The organism is Pseudomonas sp. S2_H01, from assembly GCF_054668305.1.
Map to the genome: position 1 here is coordinate 236,645 of NZ_CP162756.1, position 16,499 is coordinate 253,143.

The 16,499-nt window shown below is 59.1% G+C and carries 14 protein-coding genes and 2 pseudogenes; 10 read left to right on the plus strand and 6 right to left on the minus strand.

All coding sequences use genetic code 11. The features are described from left to right. Positions 1 to 77 precede the first annotated feature (77 nt). Complete coding sequence (gene uraH, locus AB4N84_RS01095) at positions 78 to 431, minus strand: hydroxyisourate hydrolase (protein WP_460044893.1); 354 nt, start codon at positions 429 to 431, stop codon at positions 78 to 80. Positions 432 to 814: 383 nt separating this feature from the next. Between uraH and puuE the strand changes: the two genes are divergently transcribed. The 7 genes from puuE (at position 815) to AB4N84_RS01130 (ending at position 8,091) form a co-directional block, all read left to right on the plus strand. Beyond that, positions 815 to 1,741, plus strand: coding sequence for an allantoinase PuuE (gene puuE, locus AB4N84_RS01100; RefSeq protein WP_460044894.1), 927 nt, complete (start codon positions 815 to 817; stop codon positions 1,739 to 1,741). Next, a complete protein-coding gene (uraD, locus tag AB4N84_RS01105; RefSeq protein WP_460044895.1) occupies positions 1,738 to 2,253 on the plus strand; it encodes a 2-oxo-4-hydroxy-4-carboxy-5-ureidoimidazoline decarboxylase in 516 nt (171 codons plus the stop codon). Before puuE ends, uraD begins: the two co-directional genes overlap by 4 nt. A gap of 41 nt (positions 2,254 to 2,294) precedes the next feature. Further along, complete coding sequence (gene alc, locus AB4N84_RS01110) at positions 2,295 to 3,290, plus strand: allantoicase (RefSeq protein WP_074754431.1); 996 nt, start codon at positions 2,295 to 2,297, stop codon at positions 3,288 to 3,290. A 209-nt stretch (positions 3,291 to 3,499) separates the two neighbouring features. Next, complete coding sequence (locus tag AB4N84_RS01115) at positions 3,500 to 4,003, plus strand: ureidoglycolate lyase (RefSeq protein ID WP_460044896.1); 504 nt, start codon at positions 3,500 to 3,502, stop codon at positions 4,001 to 4,003. A gap of 48 nt (positions 4,004 to 4,051) precedes the next feature. Then, on the plus strand, positions 4,052 to 5,356 hold the full coding sequence (locus AB4N84_RS01120) for a urate hydroxylase PuuD (RefSeq protein ID WP_460044898.1): 1,305 nt from the start codon (positions 4,052 to 4,054) through the stop codon (positions 5,354 to 5,356). Positions 5,357 to 5,588: 232 nt separating this feature from the next. After that, positions 5,589 to 6,944, plus strand: coding sequence for a nucleobase:cation symporter-2 family protein (locus AB4N84_RS01125; protein WP_460044900.1), 1,356 nt, complete (start codon positions 5,589 to 5,591; stop codon positions 6,942 to 6,944). Positions 6,945 to 7,302: 358 nt separating this feature from the next. Then, positions 7,303 to 8,091 (plus strand): outer membrane protein OmpK, encoded by a 789-nt coding sequence (locus AB4N84_RS01130; RefSeq protein WP_074754438.1) that lies wholly within the window; start codon positions 7,303 to 7,305, stop codon positions 8,089 to 8,091. A gap of 104 nt (positions 8,092 to 8,195) precedes the next feature. Here AB4N84_RS01130 and AB4N84_RS01135 read toward each other — a convergent pair whose 3' ends face one another. The 4 genes from AB4N84_RS01135 to AB4N84_RS01150 all read right to left on the minus strand — a co-directional run bounded on the left by AB4N84_RS01135 (position 8,196) and on the right by AB4N84_RS01150 (position 12,828). Then, positions 8,196 to 11,009 carry an RHS repeat domain-containing protein gene (locus tag AB4N84_RS01135; protein ID WP_460044901.1) on the minus strand — a complete coding sequence of 938 codons (2,814 nt, stop codon included), beginning with the start codon at positions 11,007 to 11,009 and terminating at the stop codon, positions 8,196 to 8,198. Between the two features lie 81 nt (positions 11,010 to 11,090). Then, a complete protein-coding gene (locus AB4N84_RS01140) occupies positions 11,091 to 11,372 on the minus strand; it encodes a hypothetical protein (protein ID WP_074754440.1) in 282 nt (93 codons plus the stop codon). 271 nt (positions 11,373 to 11,643) lie between these two features. Then, a complete protein-coding gene (locus AB4N84_RS01145) occupies positions 11,644 to 11,868 on the minus strand; it encodes a hypothetical protein (RefSeq protein ID WP_074754444.1) in 225 nt (74 codons plus the stop codon). Between the two features lie 30 nt (positions 11,869 to 11,898). Next, a complete protein-coding gene (locus tag AB4N84_RS01150; RefSeq protein ID WP_074754446.1) occupies positions 11,899 to 12,828 on the minus strand; it encodes a DUF808 domain-containing protein in 930 nt (309 codons plus the stop codon). A 160-nt stretch (positions 12,829 to 12,988) separates the two neighbouring features. Here AB4N84_RS01150 and AB4N84_RS01155 point away from each other — a divergent pair, with 160 nt between their 5' ends. Next, positions 12,989 to 13,597, plus strand: a complete 609-nt coding sequence (locus AB4N84_RS01155; RefSeq protein ID WP_074754448.1) for a TetR/AcrR family transcriptional regulator — start codon at positions 12,989 to 12,991, stop codon at positions 13,595 to 13,597. A 3-nt stretch (positions 13,598 to 13,600) separates the two neighbouring features. Here the strand turns inward: AB4N84_RS01155 and AB4N84_RS01160 are convergent, their stop codons facing one another. Then, the gene (locus AB4N84_RS01160; RefSeq protein WP_074754450.1) at positions 13,601 to 14,011 is read right to left on the minus strand and encodes a response regulator; all 411 of its coding nucleotides are present in this window, start codon (positions 14,009 to 14,011) and stop codon (positions 13,601 to 13,603) included. Positions 14,012 to 14,730: 719 nt separating this feature from the next. On the opposite strand from AB4N84_RS01160, the pseudogene AB4N84_RS01165 reads away from it, so the two are divergent. Together AB4N84_RS01165 and AB4N84_RS01170 are read left to right on the plus strand one after the other, a co-directional pair. Then, a pseudogene (locus AB4N84_RS01165) lies at positions 14,731 to 15,318 on the plus strand (cache domain-containing protein); the annotation flags it as partial. A gap of 318 nt (positions 15,319 to 15,636) precedes the next feature. Continuing rightward, a pseudogene (locus AB4N84_RS01170) lies at positions 15,637 to 16,224 on the plus strand (methyl-accepting chemotaxis protein); the annotation flags it as partial. Between the last annotated feature and the right edge of the window lie 275 nt (positions 16,225 to 16,499).

Sequence of the window (16,499 nt, forward strand, 5' to 3'; positions counted from 1 at the left end):
CAGACGAAAAAAAGCCCGCAGTGTGGGGCGGGCAAGAGGAACAGGGGCAAAGCAATGAAGCGGGTGAAACGGGATGGCTAGCTGCCGCGATAGGTCGAATAGCTGTAAGGCGAAATCAGCAGAGGCACATGGTAGTGGTCCTGAGCGGCATCGATGCCGAAGCGCAGCACGACTTCATCCAGAAAGGCTTGATCACCCAGCTTGACGCCTTTGTCGCGGTAGTAGTCCCCCGCGCTGAATTGCAGCTGGTAGACACCTGAACGGTAATCATCGCCCTGTAACAAGGGGGCGTCGCAGCGGCCGTCGCTGTTGGTCAGCGCTTCGGCGACTTTCTCGAGGCGCTCGCCTTCGACCCTGTACAGGGCAATCCGGATTCCGCTGCCGGGGCAGCCGTGCGCGGCGTCCAGTACGTGTGTGGTCAGTCGTCCCATGGCGTGTCAGTGCCTCATTGGTGGTTGGATGTCGAGGAGCCGCACCCATTTGGTGCCGTGATGGCAATCCTTCGGGTGCGACCGATGACCGATTAAGACACTTTTCAAAAATATTGTACACAATAAAAATCAGATTTTATGACGCGAGCGCCGCTCGACTACCGACACGCCCGAATTCACGGGCATCTCGGAAATTATTAGGGTTTTTCCACGGATCCTGACCACTCAGGCAAGTTTCTTGCAGTGACGTACGGCACAGAAAAAGCGAAAAAACAGGCTTACAAATCCGAAATAAAGTTGTATACAATCTACCCATCGCAGCGGCGGCCTGATGATTCAACGAAGGCCCTGCCACAGACAACACGTAGATAAGGAAGATTGCAGTGAGCGCCGACTATCCACGCGACCTGATCGGTTACGGCAGTAACCCGCCCCACCCACACTGGCCAGGCAATGCCCGGATCGCGCTGTCGTTCGTACTCAACTACGAGGAAGGCGGCGAGCGCAACATTCTGCACGGCGACAAGGAATCCGAAGCGTTCCTGTCCGAAATGGTCGCGGCGCAACCGCTGCAAGGCCAGCGCAACATGAGCATGGAGTCGCTGTACGAATACGGCAGCCGTGCCGGTGTGTGGCGCATCCTCAAGCTGTTCAAGCAATTCGACATCCCGTTGACGATCTTCGCCGTGGCCATGGCCGCGCAGCGCCACCCGGACGTCATCCGCGCGATGGTTGAAGCCGGTCACGAGATCTGCAGCCACGGTTACCGCTGGATCGACTATCAGAACATGGACGAGGCGCAGGAACGCGAGCACATGCTCGAAGCGATCCGCATCCTCACCGAGCTCACCGGCGAACGCCCGCTGGGCTGGTACACCGGTCGCACCGGCCCCAACACCCGTCGGCTGGTGATGGAAGAAGGCAGTTTTCTTTATGACTGCGACACCTACGACGACGACCTGCCCTACTGGGAACCCAACAACCCGACCGGCAAACCTCACCTGGTGATTCCCTACACGCTGGACACCAACGACATGCGCTTCACCCAGGTGCAAGGCTTCAACAAGGGTGACGACTTTTTCGATTACCTGAAGGACGCCTTCGACGTGCTGTACGCCGAAGGCGCCGACGCGCCGAAAATGCTGTCGATCGGTCTGCACTGCCGCCTGATCGGCCGCCCTGCCCGCCTCGCTTCGCTGCAGCGTTTCCTTGAATACGTCAAAGGCCATGAGCAGGTGTGGTTTGCCCGTCGCGTCGAAATCGCTCGCCATTGGCATGACGTCCATCCCTTCAAGGGAGACGCAAAATGAGCCGTTTCCAGACCCTGACACCCTCTTCCTTGAGCCGTGAAGACTTTGTAAAAGCCTTCGCCGACATCTACGAGCATTCCCCTTGGGTCGCCGAGAAAGCCTATGACCTGGGGCACGACAGCGACATCGATGACATCGACGTCCTGCATGCACGTATGAGCGATATCCTGTTGAGCGCCGATCGCGCCACGCAACTGGCACTGATCAACGCTCACCCGGATCTTGCCGGCAAAGCCGCCGTGCAAGGCCAACTGACCGAAGCCAGCACAAATGAACAGGCTGGCGCCGGTATCCACCAATGCACGGCTGAAGAGTTCGCACGCTTCACCGAGCTGAACGACGCCTACAAGGCCACGTTCGCGTTCCCCTTCATCATGGCGGTAAAAGGCAGCAACCGGCATCAGATCCTCGCGGCGTTCGAGACGCGCATTCACAACTCGCCCGACGTCGAGTTCGCGTGCGCGCTGGCCGAAATCAACAAGATCGCGATGTTCCGTTTGCAGACCCTTTGAGCCGTGACCATCCCCACGCCCACTACCAGAGGCAGACAATAATGAAAGCTTACGCCGTACCCTTCGAAAAATTCGTCAATCTTGCCGACGCCCGTCTGGGCACCAAAATCATTTCCGTCACCGACGACTGGTTCGCCGATGCCAACCGCCTGTTCCAGCCGACCCCGGCCGTATGGAAAGAAGGCGTGTTCGATGACAACGGCAAGTGGATGGACGGCTGGGAATCGCGCCGCAAGCGCTTCGAAGGTTATGACAGCGCGGTGATTCGCCTGGGCGTGGCCGGTTCGATCAAAGGTGTGGACATCGACACCTCGTACTTCACCGGTAACTACCCGCCATCGGCCTCGCTGGAAGCCTGCTTCCTGGCCTCGGGCGAGCCAGACGAAAGCACCGAGTGGACCGAAGTGCTGCCCGCCGTGGAGCTCAAAGGCGACAGCCATCACTACCACGAAATCAGCGACACCAAGGCCTACAGCCACCTGCGGTTCAACATCTACCCGGACGGCGGCGTGGCGCGTCTGCGCGTGTACGGCGTGCCGCACCGCGACTGGTCTGCCGTGGGCGACAACGAACAGGTCGATCTGGCCGCGGCGCTCAATGGTGGTCGCGCACTGGCCTGCTCCGACGAGCACTTCGGCCGCATGAGCAACATCCTCAACCCGGGCCGTGGCGTGAACATGGGCGACGGCTGGGAAACGGCACGTCGTCGCACGCCTGGTAACGACTGGGTCATCGTGGCCCTGGGTCATGCCGGTGAAGTCGAGCAGATTGTCGTCGACACCCTGCACTTCAAAGGCAACTACCCGGACAGCTGCTCGATTCAGGGCGCCTACGTCAAAGGTGGCACCGACAGCCAGATCGAGACCCAGAGCCTGTTCTGGCGCGAACTGCTGCCGAGCCAGAAGCTGGAAATGCACGCCGAGCATAGCTTCGTCGAGCAGATCAAAAGCCTGGGCCCGATCACCCACATCCGCCTGAACGTTTTCCCGGACGGCGGTGTGAGCCGGTTGCGCGTGTTGGGTAAGGTCGCGAAGTAATGCTGAGTCTGTAGGAGCGTGGCTTGTCCCGCGATCTGTCGCGAAGCGGCAGTGATACCGGCAAATTCGGTGTATCAGACCGACCGCATCTCTCGGATTTACGACGACTGCGTCGCCGATCGCGGGACAAGCCGCGCTCCTACAGAAGATCGCGTAAAGACAAAAATTGCTGTGTTTTCATTTACGAATTTCGAGAAAGAAGAACCCGCATGCGCACACTGACTATCGAGCCGTTGACCAAAGAAGCCTTCGCCCCTTTCGGTGATGTCATCGAAACCGATGGCAGCGATCATTTCATGATCAACAACGGCTCGACCATGCGCTTTCATCGTCTGGCGACCGTGGAAACGGCCACCCCGGACGACCAGGCGATCATCAGCATCTTCCGCGCCGACGCGCAGGACATGCCATTGACCGTCAGCATGCTGGAGCGCCATCCGCTGGGCAGCCAGGCTTTCATTCCGCTGCTAGGCAACCCTTTTCTGGTCGTGGTCGCGCCATTTGGCGATGTACCTGAGCCAGAGTTGACCCGCGCCTTCATTTCCAATGGCAGGCAGGGTGTTAATTACCATCGCGGCGTCTGGCACCACCCGGTGCTGACGATCGAAAAGCGGGATGACTTCCTGGTGGTTGATCGCAGTGGCAGTGGCAATAACTGCGATGAGCATTTCTTCGAAGAGAGTCAGAAGATGATTCTCGATCCCCAAAAATAATGAGGGTCTGACCGCTCGTTAAGTGGCGGAAGACTAACGGTAAAGACTGTGGCTGCACATCTGATGGAATGGCTGAATCTGGGCGTGCGCTGGATTCACATGATCGTCGGGATCGCCTGGATCGGCGCGTCCTTTTACTTCGTCTGGCTGGAGAACAACCTCAACCGCGCCAACCCGCGCGACGGGCTTTCGGGGGATCTGTGGGCGATCCACGGTGGCGGTATCTACCACCTGGAAAAATACAAGCTGGCCCCGCCGACCATGCCGGACAACCTGCACTGGTTCAAATGGGAAGCCTACTGGACCTGGATGTCGGGCATCGTGCTGCTGTGCATCGTGTTCTATTCCAACCCTACCCTTTACCTGCTGGCCCCCGGCAGCACGCTGAGCGGCGGCGAAGGCATCGCCATCGGCGTCGGTGCGTTGATTGCCAGCTGGTTCATCTATGACCTGCTCTGCGACTCGCCACTGGGCAAGCGTCCCGGCCTGTTGGGTCTGGTGCTGTTCGTGCTGGTCATCGGCGCGTGCTACGGCTTCAGCCAGGTGTTCAGCGGTCGAGGTGCGTACCTGCACACCGGCGCGATCATCGGCACCATCATGGTCGGCAACGTGTTCCGCATCATCATGCCGGCGCAGCGCGCGCTGGTCGCGGCCATTGCAGAGAACCGCACGCCGGACCCGATGCTGCCAGCCAAAGGCCTGCTGCGTTCGCGTCACAACAACTATTTCACTTTGCCGGTGCTGTTCATCATGATCAGCAACCACTTCCCGAGCACCTACGGCAGTCAGTACAACTGGCTGATTCTGGCGGCGATCGCGGTGTGTGCGGTGCTGGTGCGTCACTACTTCAACACCCGTCACAACAGCCACAAATTTGCTTGGGCCTTGCCGGTCGGCGCATTGGGCATGATCTGCCTGGCTTACGTGACGGGCCCTGCGCAAATGCCGCGTGGTCCGGAGGTCGCCAGGATCGAATACCAGCCGCTGCCTGCCACGGCGATTGGCGGTCACCGTGCCGATGAACCCAAACCGGAAGTCGCGCCTGCCCCTGCTCCGGCCGCAGCGCCTGCACAGGCCAGCAACGGCGGTGGTGTGGATTTCGACAAGGTGCACAGCGTAATTCAGGAGCGCTGCGCGGTCTGCCACTCGGCCAAACCGACCAGCCCGCTGTTCAGCAGCGCACCGGCCGGGATCATGTTCGACACCCCGCAACAGATCCAGCAACTGGCGCCGCGCATCCAGGCCCAGGCCGTGACCGCGCAGATCATGCCGCTGGGCAACATCACCCAGATGACTCAACAGGAACGCGACCTGCTTGGGCAGTGGATTGATAAGGGGGCGCAGACGAATTAAGCGGCCGAGCCACGCGCCCAGTGTAGGAGCGTGGCTTGTCCCGCGATCGGCTGCGAAGCAGTCGTGAATTCGGTGAACGCGGTGTATCTGAAAAACCGCATCGCTGCCGTTACGACGACTTCGTCGCCGATCGCGGGACAAGCCTCGCTCCTACAGAGAATGTGCTCAACCAACGTTTCACCGCCCAGCCGCAACGGGCGTACTCAAAAAATAAGAACAAATGAGGTGTTGCATGTCCGAGTCAACTCACGCGCGCATCCCTGCTGCGCCACCACGACAGCCCCTGCCACTGATGCAACTGATTCTGGTGGGCCTGCAACACGTCCTGTTGATGTACGGGGGTGCCGTGGCGGTGCCGCTGATCATCGGCCAGGCCGCTGGCCTCTCCCGTGAAGAAATCGCCTTTTTGATCAACGCTGACCTGCTCGTCGCCGGCATCGCCACCGTGGTGCAGTCGCTGGGCATCGGCCCACTGGGCATTCGCATGCCGATCATGATGGGCGCCAGCTTCGCCGCCGTCGGCAGCATGGTCGCCATGGCAGGCATGCCGGGCGTGGGCTTGCCGGGTATCTTCGGCGCAACCATCGCGGCCGGGTTCTTCGGCATGCTGATCGCGCCGTTCATGTCGAAAATCGTCCGCTTCTTTCCACCGCTCGTCACCGGCACCGTCATCACCTCGATCGGTTTGTCGCTGTTTCCCGTCGCGGTGAACTGGGCGGGCGGCGGCAACAAAGCGGTCAGCTTCGGCGACCCGCTTTATCTGGGCGTCGCTGCTCTCGTGCTGCTGACCATCCTGCTGATCAATCGCTTCATGCGCGGTTTCTGGGTCAACATTTCGGTGCTGATCGGCATGGGCCTGGGCTACATCCTTTCCGGCTTCATCGGCATGGTCGACCTCAGCGGGCTGGCCCAGGCCGACTGGGTGAAAGTGGTCACGCCGCTGCACTTCGGCATGCCGCAGTTCAGCCTCGCACCGATCCTCTCGATGTGCCTGGTGGTGGTGATCATTTTCGTCGAGTCCACCGGGATGTTTCTGGCGCTGGGCAAGATCACCGATCGCGAAGTCACACCCGGCATGCTGCGTCGCGGCTTGCTATGCGATGCCGCAGCCTCGTTCCTCGCCGGTTTCCTCAACACCTTCACCCACTCCTCGTTCGCTCAAAACATCGGCCTGGTGCAGATGACCGGCGTGCGTTGCCGCTCGGTGACCATCGTCGCCGGTGGTTTCCTGATCCTCCTCAGCCTGCTGCCCAAAGCGGCGTACCTTGTGGCGTCGATTCCGCCTGCAGTCCTGGGCGGCGCGGCCATCGCGATGTTTGGCATGGTGGCGGCGACGGGTATCAAGATCCTTCAGGAAGCCGATATCTCTGATCGCCGCAACCAGTTGCTGGTCGCGGTGAGCATCGGCATGGGCCTGATCCCGGTGGTACGGCCTGAGTTTTTCAGCCAGTTGCCTCACTGGATGGGCCCGATCACCCACAGCGGCATCGCGATGGCGACCCTGAGCGCAGTGCTGTTGAACCTGCTGTTCAACGTGTTAGGCGGTGCCGAACGCGCAGCCATGGCCGGGCCGGCACACTCGCACTAAACCCACTGCCCTGTTTTCGACTCGGGTGCTCTGTCGCAGAGCACTTGAGGACGGCTGCGCGAGTCAGTATCCTCCGCCGCCGCTCGAAATCAGCCCGGAACGACCGCTGACTTTATCCTGACTGGTCGGACAGATTACCGATCAGTCTCAACACACTCGAAAAGGCACGAAGAAATCCGCGAATCGACTGTTTTCTAAACAGCCGACGAGACTTTTTTGTCTTTTTTCAGGGTGTTGGCTCAGCTCTTGCTATCAACACAAAGCTGACCAATTAGACAACTTAATCAGCAAAAAAAAGGCGCCTGGACAGAGCGTCAACCATGGGCAACAACGACTTTCAACCTTAGGGAGTAACCGCATGAACCGTACGCTTTCCAGCCTGATGGCCGCAGGTAGCCTGCTTGCCGCCGCTCCGGCCATGTCCGGCGATCTGCTGCAGTGGCAGAGCAACAGCCTGACGTACCTTTACGGCAAAGACTTCGCCGTGAACCCGGAAATTCAGCAAACCTTTACCTTTGAACATGCTGATGGCTGGAAATACGGCGACAACTTCCTGTTCGTCGATAACATCTTCTACAACGGCAAGAAAGATGCGGGTGTGGGCAATAACACCCTGTACGGTGAGTTCTCCCCTCGCCTGTCCCTGGGCAAGATCTTCGATCAGAAATTCGAGCTGGGTCCAATCAAGGACGTGCTGCTGGCAGGCACTTACGAGTTCGGCGAAGGCGATGTCGAGTCCTACCTCATCGGTCCGGGCTTTGACCTGAACATCCCGGGCTTCGACTACTTCCAGCTGAACTTCTACAAGCGTTATAACGACGGTCATCGTGCCGGCTACGGCGCCTGGCAGATCACCCCGGTCTGGTCCTACACCATTCCCGTGGGCAAGTCCGACATCCTGATCGACGGTTTCATGGACTGGGTCGTGGACAACAAGCAGTCCAACACCAAAGGCGACTACCACTCCAACCTGCACTTCAACCCGCAGATCAAGTACGACCTGGGCAAAGCGATGAACCTGCCGGAAAGACAGTTGTACGTGGGTATCGAGTATGACTACTGGACCAACAAGTACGGGATCAACGACACCCGTTACTTCGACACCGACCAGAACACCGCGAGTTTGCTGGTGAAAGTGTTTTTCTGACGTCGCTGCGGTGCGCACACGGTCGCGTGCGCACTGCCTGACCGATTGGCTGATCATCCATTGCGCTGCTTCTGCCACCTCCACTTGGGCGCAGGGATGAAGGTTCATCTTCGATTGAGGAATGAACTCGCCTTTCCAGACAGGCTTGACAACGCACTGCGCCAACCGCTGCGGGACGATCCGTTTGCCCTGACGTTCGAAGGCACTGCGACGGGCGTTGCAGGTCTGGCGATCGGTTTTCTGCCCTCCCGAACTGCAGGCGGCTTGGACGCTGAAAGCATCTCTTGGCGGGTCAGTGCGTTCGCCGCTTCGGCATGGCCTTCGCCGGTTGAATCAATCCGCTTCAATATCTTCAACCCGAAAGTGAGCGTTGATGCTTCCGTTAATGGCTCCCAAACCCTTTGATCTTTTAAAAAAGAGATAAGCGGTTGCTTGTCCGGGATTTTAAAGCGCTCAATGGCATCGGCGTAGTCTTCAGGTGACTGTAATTCGCTCAACCGTGGGATTGAGCTGAAATCTCTCGGTTCGGAAATCGGTCGATACTGCACGGTCGAGCCTGGAGCGAACTCCTCAAACAACGCCTGAACATCAATATTCGCTGGGGGTTTGTAATGACCGGAATGGTTGTCGGCGATCAACTGCCCGTCTTCCATGCGAAGAACGCCAGCAACCAGCGGCAGCCCCATAGCTGGCTGAATTCCCATGTGTTGCTGGTAAGTATTGGTAAACAGGCGCAGTCGCTGCTCAGCGTCTCGGAAAAAGGCAATCGCGCTGCCGTCTTCGGACAATTCCCATCTGGGGCGTTCCTCTTTGTAAACGGTCATCCCTCGACCGTAGACTTCGTCCCTGGCGTGAAACTGCCTACTCTCTGTGTCCCATTGCAGTTCCTCAAACCAGCCAGTACTGATTGATCGGGCTTCAATGCTCATGATGTCGCTGACGAATATGTCGGCAGGAATAGTGATTAACCCCTGAAAGTCAGAACAGCTAATCGGGTTGTCAGCAACCATGCGATAAAGATTCAGCCCGTCCACATTCCCCGCTGGATCCGGACTGACCCACCGCTGCAACCACGGCGCGTAATACCGCAGTCCATAATAATAAAGCCCTGTCGCATCCCGCTCTTTCCCTGAATACCGCACGACTTTGTATTTGGCCTCCACGGCACTGCGTCCTACCCACCATGCGGTGCCGCCGTACGGGTAATAGCCTTCATGACTGATGAGGTGTGCGGCGTCATCGAGTTCCAGCGTGGCTGAGCCAAGATGATCGCTAATGTTGTAGCGCAGTTGGTCGTTAACCACCTCATCCGGCTTGCCCGAGTCCCAGCGCAACATGCGCACGGTGCAACGTCCTGCCTCGACCGTCAGCACGTGCCTGACTTCTGCGGTGGCGTCATTACGATGGATTTCCAGGCCTGGCAAATAACGAACGTCACCTGTCAGGGTAAGGCTGCGGGTCTGTGCAAAACGCACTTTTCGCACACGCTGGCCGTCACCGTCGTAACGATAAAGCTCGCCATCGTTCGGGCCGTCGTCCCGAACCACCGACGTGATATCGCTGAGCTGGTTCCGCGCGTCCCAGTGCATAATTTGACCGGGCTGGAGTTCGATGAGATTGCCGTTGCCATCAAATCCGGCAGCAATCTGCTCATCACCGGGAAGCGAACCGTCCGCACGCTGAGGCACGCTGCGATTGCTGGTCGTCGACGTTGCCATGCGCCACGTGTCGGTCCCGCTGTGATGACGGGCAATCAGGTTGCCGCCCGGGTCGTAGTCAAAGCGCTGGGTGTAATTGATCAGGCAACCGGCATCCAGGGGCAACGTCTGAAATGAAGGCAGGTGCGGTCCATGACTGAACGCAGCGACTTCTCGCCCCGTGGCTTCGATCAGTTGATACAGGCTGTCGTATCGATAGCGATTGATCGGGTCCGTGCGCTGCTGGCTGAAATGCCCGGTCGATTGCGCGGCGTCTTCGATGCTCACCACGTTGCCAACCGGATCGTAGGTGTAATTCAGGTCCTGAAATGTCCGCTCGGCAGACTGCGCCAGAAGCCTGAGCAAACGCCCGCTTCCCTCGTCGTAGACGGCCGTGCTGATGACGCCGTTGCCCGCGGCTTCCTGTTCCGCAGCGCCCAATGCGTTGTAGTGAATATCACTGACCAGCGTCTGCGTCGACTCAGCGGTGGCCAGTTTCACACTGACGCGTTTGAGCTGCCCGCTGAGTCCGAAATCCCTCAATTGCCGATGCCCTTGAGCGTCGCAGCTTTCAATCACGTCGCCCAATGGACCGACAACACTCGACGACACATGACCTTCAACCTCAAGCCATGCATCACGCTCCGAGAGCGCATCTGGCCAGTCCGGTTGATCGAGTTCCAATAGAAAGCGCCGCCGTTGACGTAAACACGCACCCGTCAGACCGAATGCCAGAAATGCGGTACTTGCGGCAGGGTCATCCCTTCGCAACAGTTGCCCGCATTGGTTAAGAGCAGCGGATTGGTTCGAAGCATCACCATACGTGAAGCGCTCCACCGTCCCGGCCGCTTGGCCCTCCAATTGCTCAACGACCGCCACCGGCCGTAACAGGGCGTCGTGGCTGATGGAGGATCGGCTGCCCCGGCTGTCCCATGTCTCCAGCACCTGTCCCGATTCGCCCCACAGGCTCAATCGCCAGCCCGCATCGACGCTCTCGGTGAGCAACGCGGCGCTGGAAAGGGCAGTAATCGTGGAGGTATGGGGAATGTCGAGTCGGGAATCGAAGCTGGACACCCGCCGACCGGGAAGGTCGAAGACCTGCCTGACGAGCCGGATTTCGGCAGCCGCTAGCTCTTCGGCGCGGCAGAAACGAACGTGTCGTACCGACAACCCGCGGGCGTCGATGACCATGAGCGAAGGCGTATGGGAGTGAAGGTTCATTGTGCCGACATCCATGTCTGTGCCATGGATTAAGGCTAGACACGAACGCGGCAGTGAGCGTTCAAGGGCGACGCACGGTCGTCAGATCCGGTGAGCGCGAACCATCTGGGCGCTGGCCAGTGGGAACCCGACCCCGACCACCATCAGGCTCCAGAGGATGTACTCCAGCCCGAACAGCAGAAAAGCGCCGCCTACCATGACAGTCGCCAGACTGGGCACGCCCAGTGCGAAGATCAGCAACGCATGGGTTCCCAATTTTCGTTTGAACGGCACTTTTGCGCTGAACACACACGTCAGCCACAAGTACAACCAGGCAACGATGGTCAACAGATAAACACACAGGTGCAACAAGTCTCCGGACATTCCATTTCCATGCATGGGATCTCTCCTGATTTCAATCCTGGACACTCAATCAGCGGCTTCGCTTATCGACACGCCGACCGGCATTGTACTCCTCCTCACACGGTGGATTGCGCGGCGGGTCGCGCACTGTCCGCCAGTGCAGCGGCCACGGTTTCGTTCATGGCGCTGCAGGTGAGCGCGGGAACGGTTGACAACCGCCAACTGGCCAAGGCCTACGGGCAGGTCACTGCCAATTGAGGCAATCCGCCGTTGCGTGCGCCCACGGAGGGCCTCAGGGATGGCTCTCCCACGGCAACGGTTTGCCAGCACGGACCCGGGCGTTGAGCGAGCGCAACAGGTCCAGAGGATCACGGTCTTTCATCGCATGACTTTGCTCATCCACCCACGTCATGACCTGTTGCCGGTCGAGCGACGGTCGACGATGGAGGATCTCCACCAGCTGCCGCTCACAATGCTGGGCGTAAGCGACCACACTGGAAAACAAAGGGCTGTTCATTCTGCCGACACCTCGCCACCTAATACCCGTTCAGGCCTTGAAAAGGCGCCAGATTTTTCCTGCTCCCATGACCACCGCCAACACAATACCACCGGCAATTATTCCCGCCACCGCGTTGAGCAGCGTGGGCACCGCAAACGACAGAGCACCGGCTGCAGACGCCAGGCTTTCGATGCCGTGATGCAGCACCGGCAGGCCATGGGTCAGGATGCCGCCACCCACCAGAAACATCGCCGCCGTACCAATCACCGACAGGCTTTTCATCATGTACGGCGCCGCGCTCAGCACGCCTCGACCCAGCGCCCGCTGCATGCGCCGCAGTCCGCCCTCGCCTTTCAGTTCACTGAGGTAAAGGCCGCCGTCATCGAGTTTGACGATGGCGCCCACCAAGCCATACACACCGACGGTCATGACGATCGCGATACCCGACAGCACGATGACCTGCTGCGTCAGCGAAGCCTCGGCCACCGTGCCCAGCGTGATCGCGATGATTTCCGCCGAAAGAATGAAATCGGTGCGCACCGCGCCCTTGATCTTGTCTTTCTCGAACGCCACCAGATCGGTCGCCGGGTTTGCCACGGCGTCGGTCAGTTGCGCGTGCTCCGCTTGATCGTCTTGCGGGCTGTGCAGGAATTTATGCGCCAGTTTTTCGAAACCTTCGAAACACAGGTACGCTCCGCCGAGCATCAACAGGGGCGTGACGGCCCAAGGAATGAAGGCGCTGATGGCCAACGCTGCGGGCACCAGAATGAGTTTGTTGACGAACGAACCCTTGGCGACGGCCCAGACCACCGGCAACTCGCGCTCGGCACGCACGCCCGACACTTGCTGGGCATTGAGGGCGAGATCGTCACCCAGCACGCCAGCGGTTTTCTTGGCCGCCATCTTGGTCATCAGCGCAACGTCGTCGAGGACGGTCGCGATGTCATCGATCAATACCAGCAAACTGCTTCCTGCCATGTGCGTTGTCCTGTTCCAGAGGTGTTCCGATGGAGTGCATTTTAAGTGCCGAGCATAACCTGTCGGGCGGACGCTGGCCCGCTCCGGCAGCAATCTTGAGCCTGCCGCGACGCCGGTGCTACCATTCGCCACCGCCGAGCAGGCAAGGACATTCAGCTTTATGAGCAGCATCCGCGAGCGCAACAAAGAACTGATCCTGCGCGCAGCCAGTGAAGAATTCGCCGACAAGGGTTTCGCCGCCAGCAAGACCAGCGACATCGCCGCCAAGGCCGGTGTGCCCAAGCCCAACGTTTATTACTACTTCAAGTCGAAGGAAAACCTTTACCGCGAGGTGCTCGAAAGCATCATCGAGCCCATCATGCAGGCATCGACTCCTTTTAATCGCGAGGGTGTGCCCGCTGACGTGCTGAGCGGCTACATACGTTCCAAGATCCGTATTTCACAGGAACTGCCGTTCGCCTCGAAGGTGTTTGCGAGCGAGATCATGCACGGCGCGCCGCACCTGACGCCCGAGCAGGTCGAGCAGCTCAATGGCCAGGCGAAGCACAACATCGACTGTATCCAGGGCTGGATCGACGACGGTTTGATCGCCCCGATCGACCCTAACCACCTGATGTTCAGCATCTGGGCGGCGACCCAGACGTACGCGGATTTCGATTGGCAGATTTCCACGGTCACGGGCAAGCCGAAGCTGGACGACGCCGACTATGAAGCCGCCGCCCAGACCATCATCCGTCTTGTGCTGAAAGGCTGTGAGCCCGACCGCTGATCCCTAAAGCGCCTTGCCGCCTTGCAGCGCCTTGTCGACACCGTCGAGCAGCTGGCCAAAGCTCCAGGGTTTGCGGATAAAGGTCACAGCGTGCTGGACGCCGGAGCTTTCTGGCGTCTCGTGACCCGACATGATGAGAATTGGAATCTGCGGCCATTTGTTCCCCGACAGATTTGCCAGGTCAGCACCGTTCAACGTGCCCGGCATCAAAATGTCGGTCAACAGCAGCGACACTCGCTCGGCGTGATCGTCGAGAAATTTCGCGGCCTCGTCTGCGCTCTCCAGGGCATGGGTTGAAAATCCCTCGTCCCCCAGAATCTCACACACAAAATCGCGAATGATCGACTCATCCTCCACCACCAGAATGAGTCCTTTTTGCTGCCCGTTTGCTTCCATTTGCGCTGCGTCCACCATAATTCTTCCCATTGCCTGCCCGGCCGGCCCTGTCCTGGACTCGGGTTGTCGTCCGTACTGTGAACGGCGCAAGCGCTGGAAATTCCATTAAGTGATGACATTTGGTCGAAACGGTTGTAACAGAGGCCGCGCGCAGGGACGGAAGCGTCGTTTTCGCAAGCATAAAAAAACCCGCCGAAGCGGGTTTTTGCAAGACCGTCCAACTTCCTGTCGGCCGCCAATGCCTGGCAACGGTCGATCGTCCCTGATCCTGCAGCGGTCCATTGCTGCAGTTGATGGATCCAATGTACTTCTGAAATGGGATCCAACCTAGAGCAAAAATCTCCACTTCGTGTAAGCCTTTCGCCATATCTGTAAAAATTCTGACGTCACTTTTTGGTCATCACTTACGACGATTCAGACTTATTCGACGACTAGTTGAGAAATGCCCTACAACGCTCTCAGGTTTGTCTCTGCGGAGCCGAGATGCTTTATGACGGGCACGCTTTTGCCAGCTGCGGGCGTGGAAGATTCCCCCTCACGCAAGCCGGACTCAGAAACGGTTTGGCGTAATAACAAGAACAATGAACGGAGTGACGGTTATGACTATGCGCAATCTCTCGATCAGCCGGCGTTTGTGGCTGATCCTTATCGTCGCTGTTTTGATGTTGTTCACGCTGGCCGTGGCCATGCTCAAACAGATCCACGACGACCTCTACGACGCCAAGGCGCAGAAAACCATGCATGTGGTGCAAACCGCCAGCGGCCTGCTCGACTACTACCATGGCCTGGAAAGCGCCGGAACGCTGACCCGAGAACAGGCCCAGCAGCAGGCGATGGATGCCATTCGCGGCTTGCGCTACAACCAGACCGACTATTTCTGGATCAACGATCTGCGCCCGGTGATGATCATGCACCCGGCCAACCCCAAGCTGGTGGGCCAGGACCTGTCGGGCGTCAAAGACCCCGATGGTTTTCAGGTCTTCAACGAGATGGTCACGCTGGCCAAGGCCAAGGGTGCCGGCATGGTCAACTATCGCTGGCCGAAGCCGGGAGCCAGCGATGCCGTTCAAAAAACTTCCTACATCTCGTTGTTCACGCCATGGGGCTGGATCATCGGCTCCGGCGTGTATGTGGACGATGTGCAGGCCGAGTTCCAGCAACAGGTGATCAAGGCGCTGTCGATCAGCATCGGCATCATTCTGGTCATGGCCCTGCTGCTGACGCTCATTGGCCGCAGCATTGCGGGCCCACTGAAGAACACCGTCGACGCGATGGCCAATATCGCCAGCGGCGAAAGTGACCTGACCCGTAGCCTGGAAACACAGGGCAATGACGAGATCACGCAACTGGCCACTCATTTCAACGCCTTCACCGCAAAACTGCGCCGGGTCGTAGGCGAGCTTCAACTGTCGGCCGTCGGGCTGGGTCAGGCGTCCAGCGACCTGGGCACCAACGCCGTGCAGGCGCAGGAACGAAGCCAGCAGCAGTCGCTGCAGATGGAACAGGTCGCCACGGCGGTCAACGAAGTGACCTATGGCGTTCAGGACGTGGCGAAAAATGCCGAGCACGCCGCCAGCGAGATGCGCAATGCCGAGTCCCAGGCGCAACAAGGTCAGGCGAATATCGACAGCAGCCTGAAGCAGATCGATCACCTGTCCGGCACCATCGACAAGGCGGTGGAAGTGATCCGTACGCTGTCCAGCGAAAGCACGCAGATCGGCGGCGTACTGGAAGTCATCAGCTCCATCGCCGAGCAGACCAACTTGCTGGCTTTGAACGCTGCGATCGAAGCGGCACGGGCGGGTGATCAGGGCCGAGGGTTTGCGGTGGTGGCCGACGAAGTCCGCTTGCTGGCGCAACGCACGCAGAAGTCCACTGCTGAGATCCAGGCAATGATCGAACGCCTGCAAAGTCACTCCGACGCTGCCGTGAAGGTGATCGGCGACAGCAGCCGCGCGTCGCAATTGACCATCGAGCAGGCCAATCTGGCAGGCCAGAGCCTGACGTCGATCAGCCAGGCATTGCGCAATCTCAACGGCCTGAATGCCTCGATCGCCAGCGCGACGCTGCAGCAGTCTCACGTTGTGGAGGACATCAACCAGAACGTCACGCAGGCGGCGCAGCTGTCGCAAAGCACGGCCGTTGCGGCCGAGCATTCCAGCGCGGCCAGTGCGCAACTCAAAGGCTTGAGTGAGCAGTTGAACGGGTTGTTGAGGCAGTTCAAGGTTTGACGGGGGGCATGCGATAGGGGCATCACTGGAAACAGCGTATCAACCGTACGGGCCGGCTTGCTGGCGAACGTGGGGTGTGCATTTCCACTATTTGGGGTGAGGCTGATGGTTTGGCTTGTCCTAACGTCCAAACTGTTCCGCCTTCGGCGGGTTACTTGAAAAGACCCCAAGTAACCAAGGGTTGGCTCCTGGTTTGGCGACTCCTTCGTCGTCGTACCCTCACTCCGGCGACGCTCCGTGGGCCCGCGCCGAACGGACATCCATGTCCTGACGGC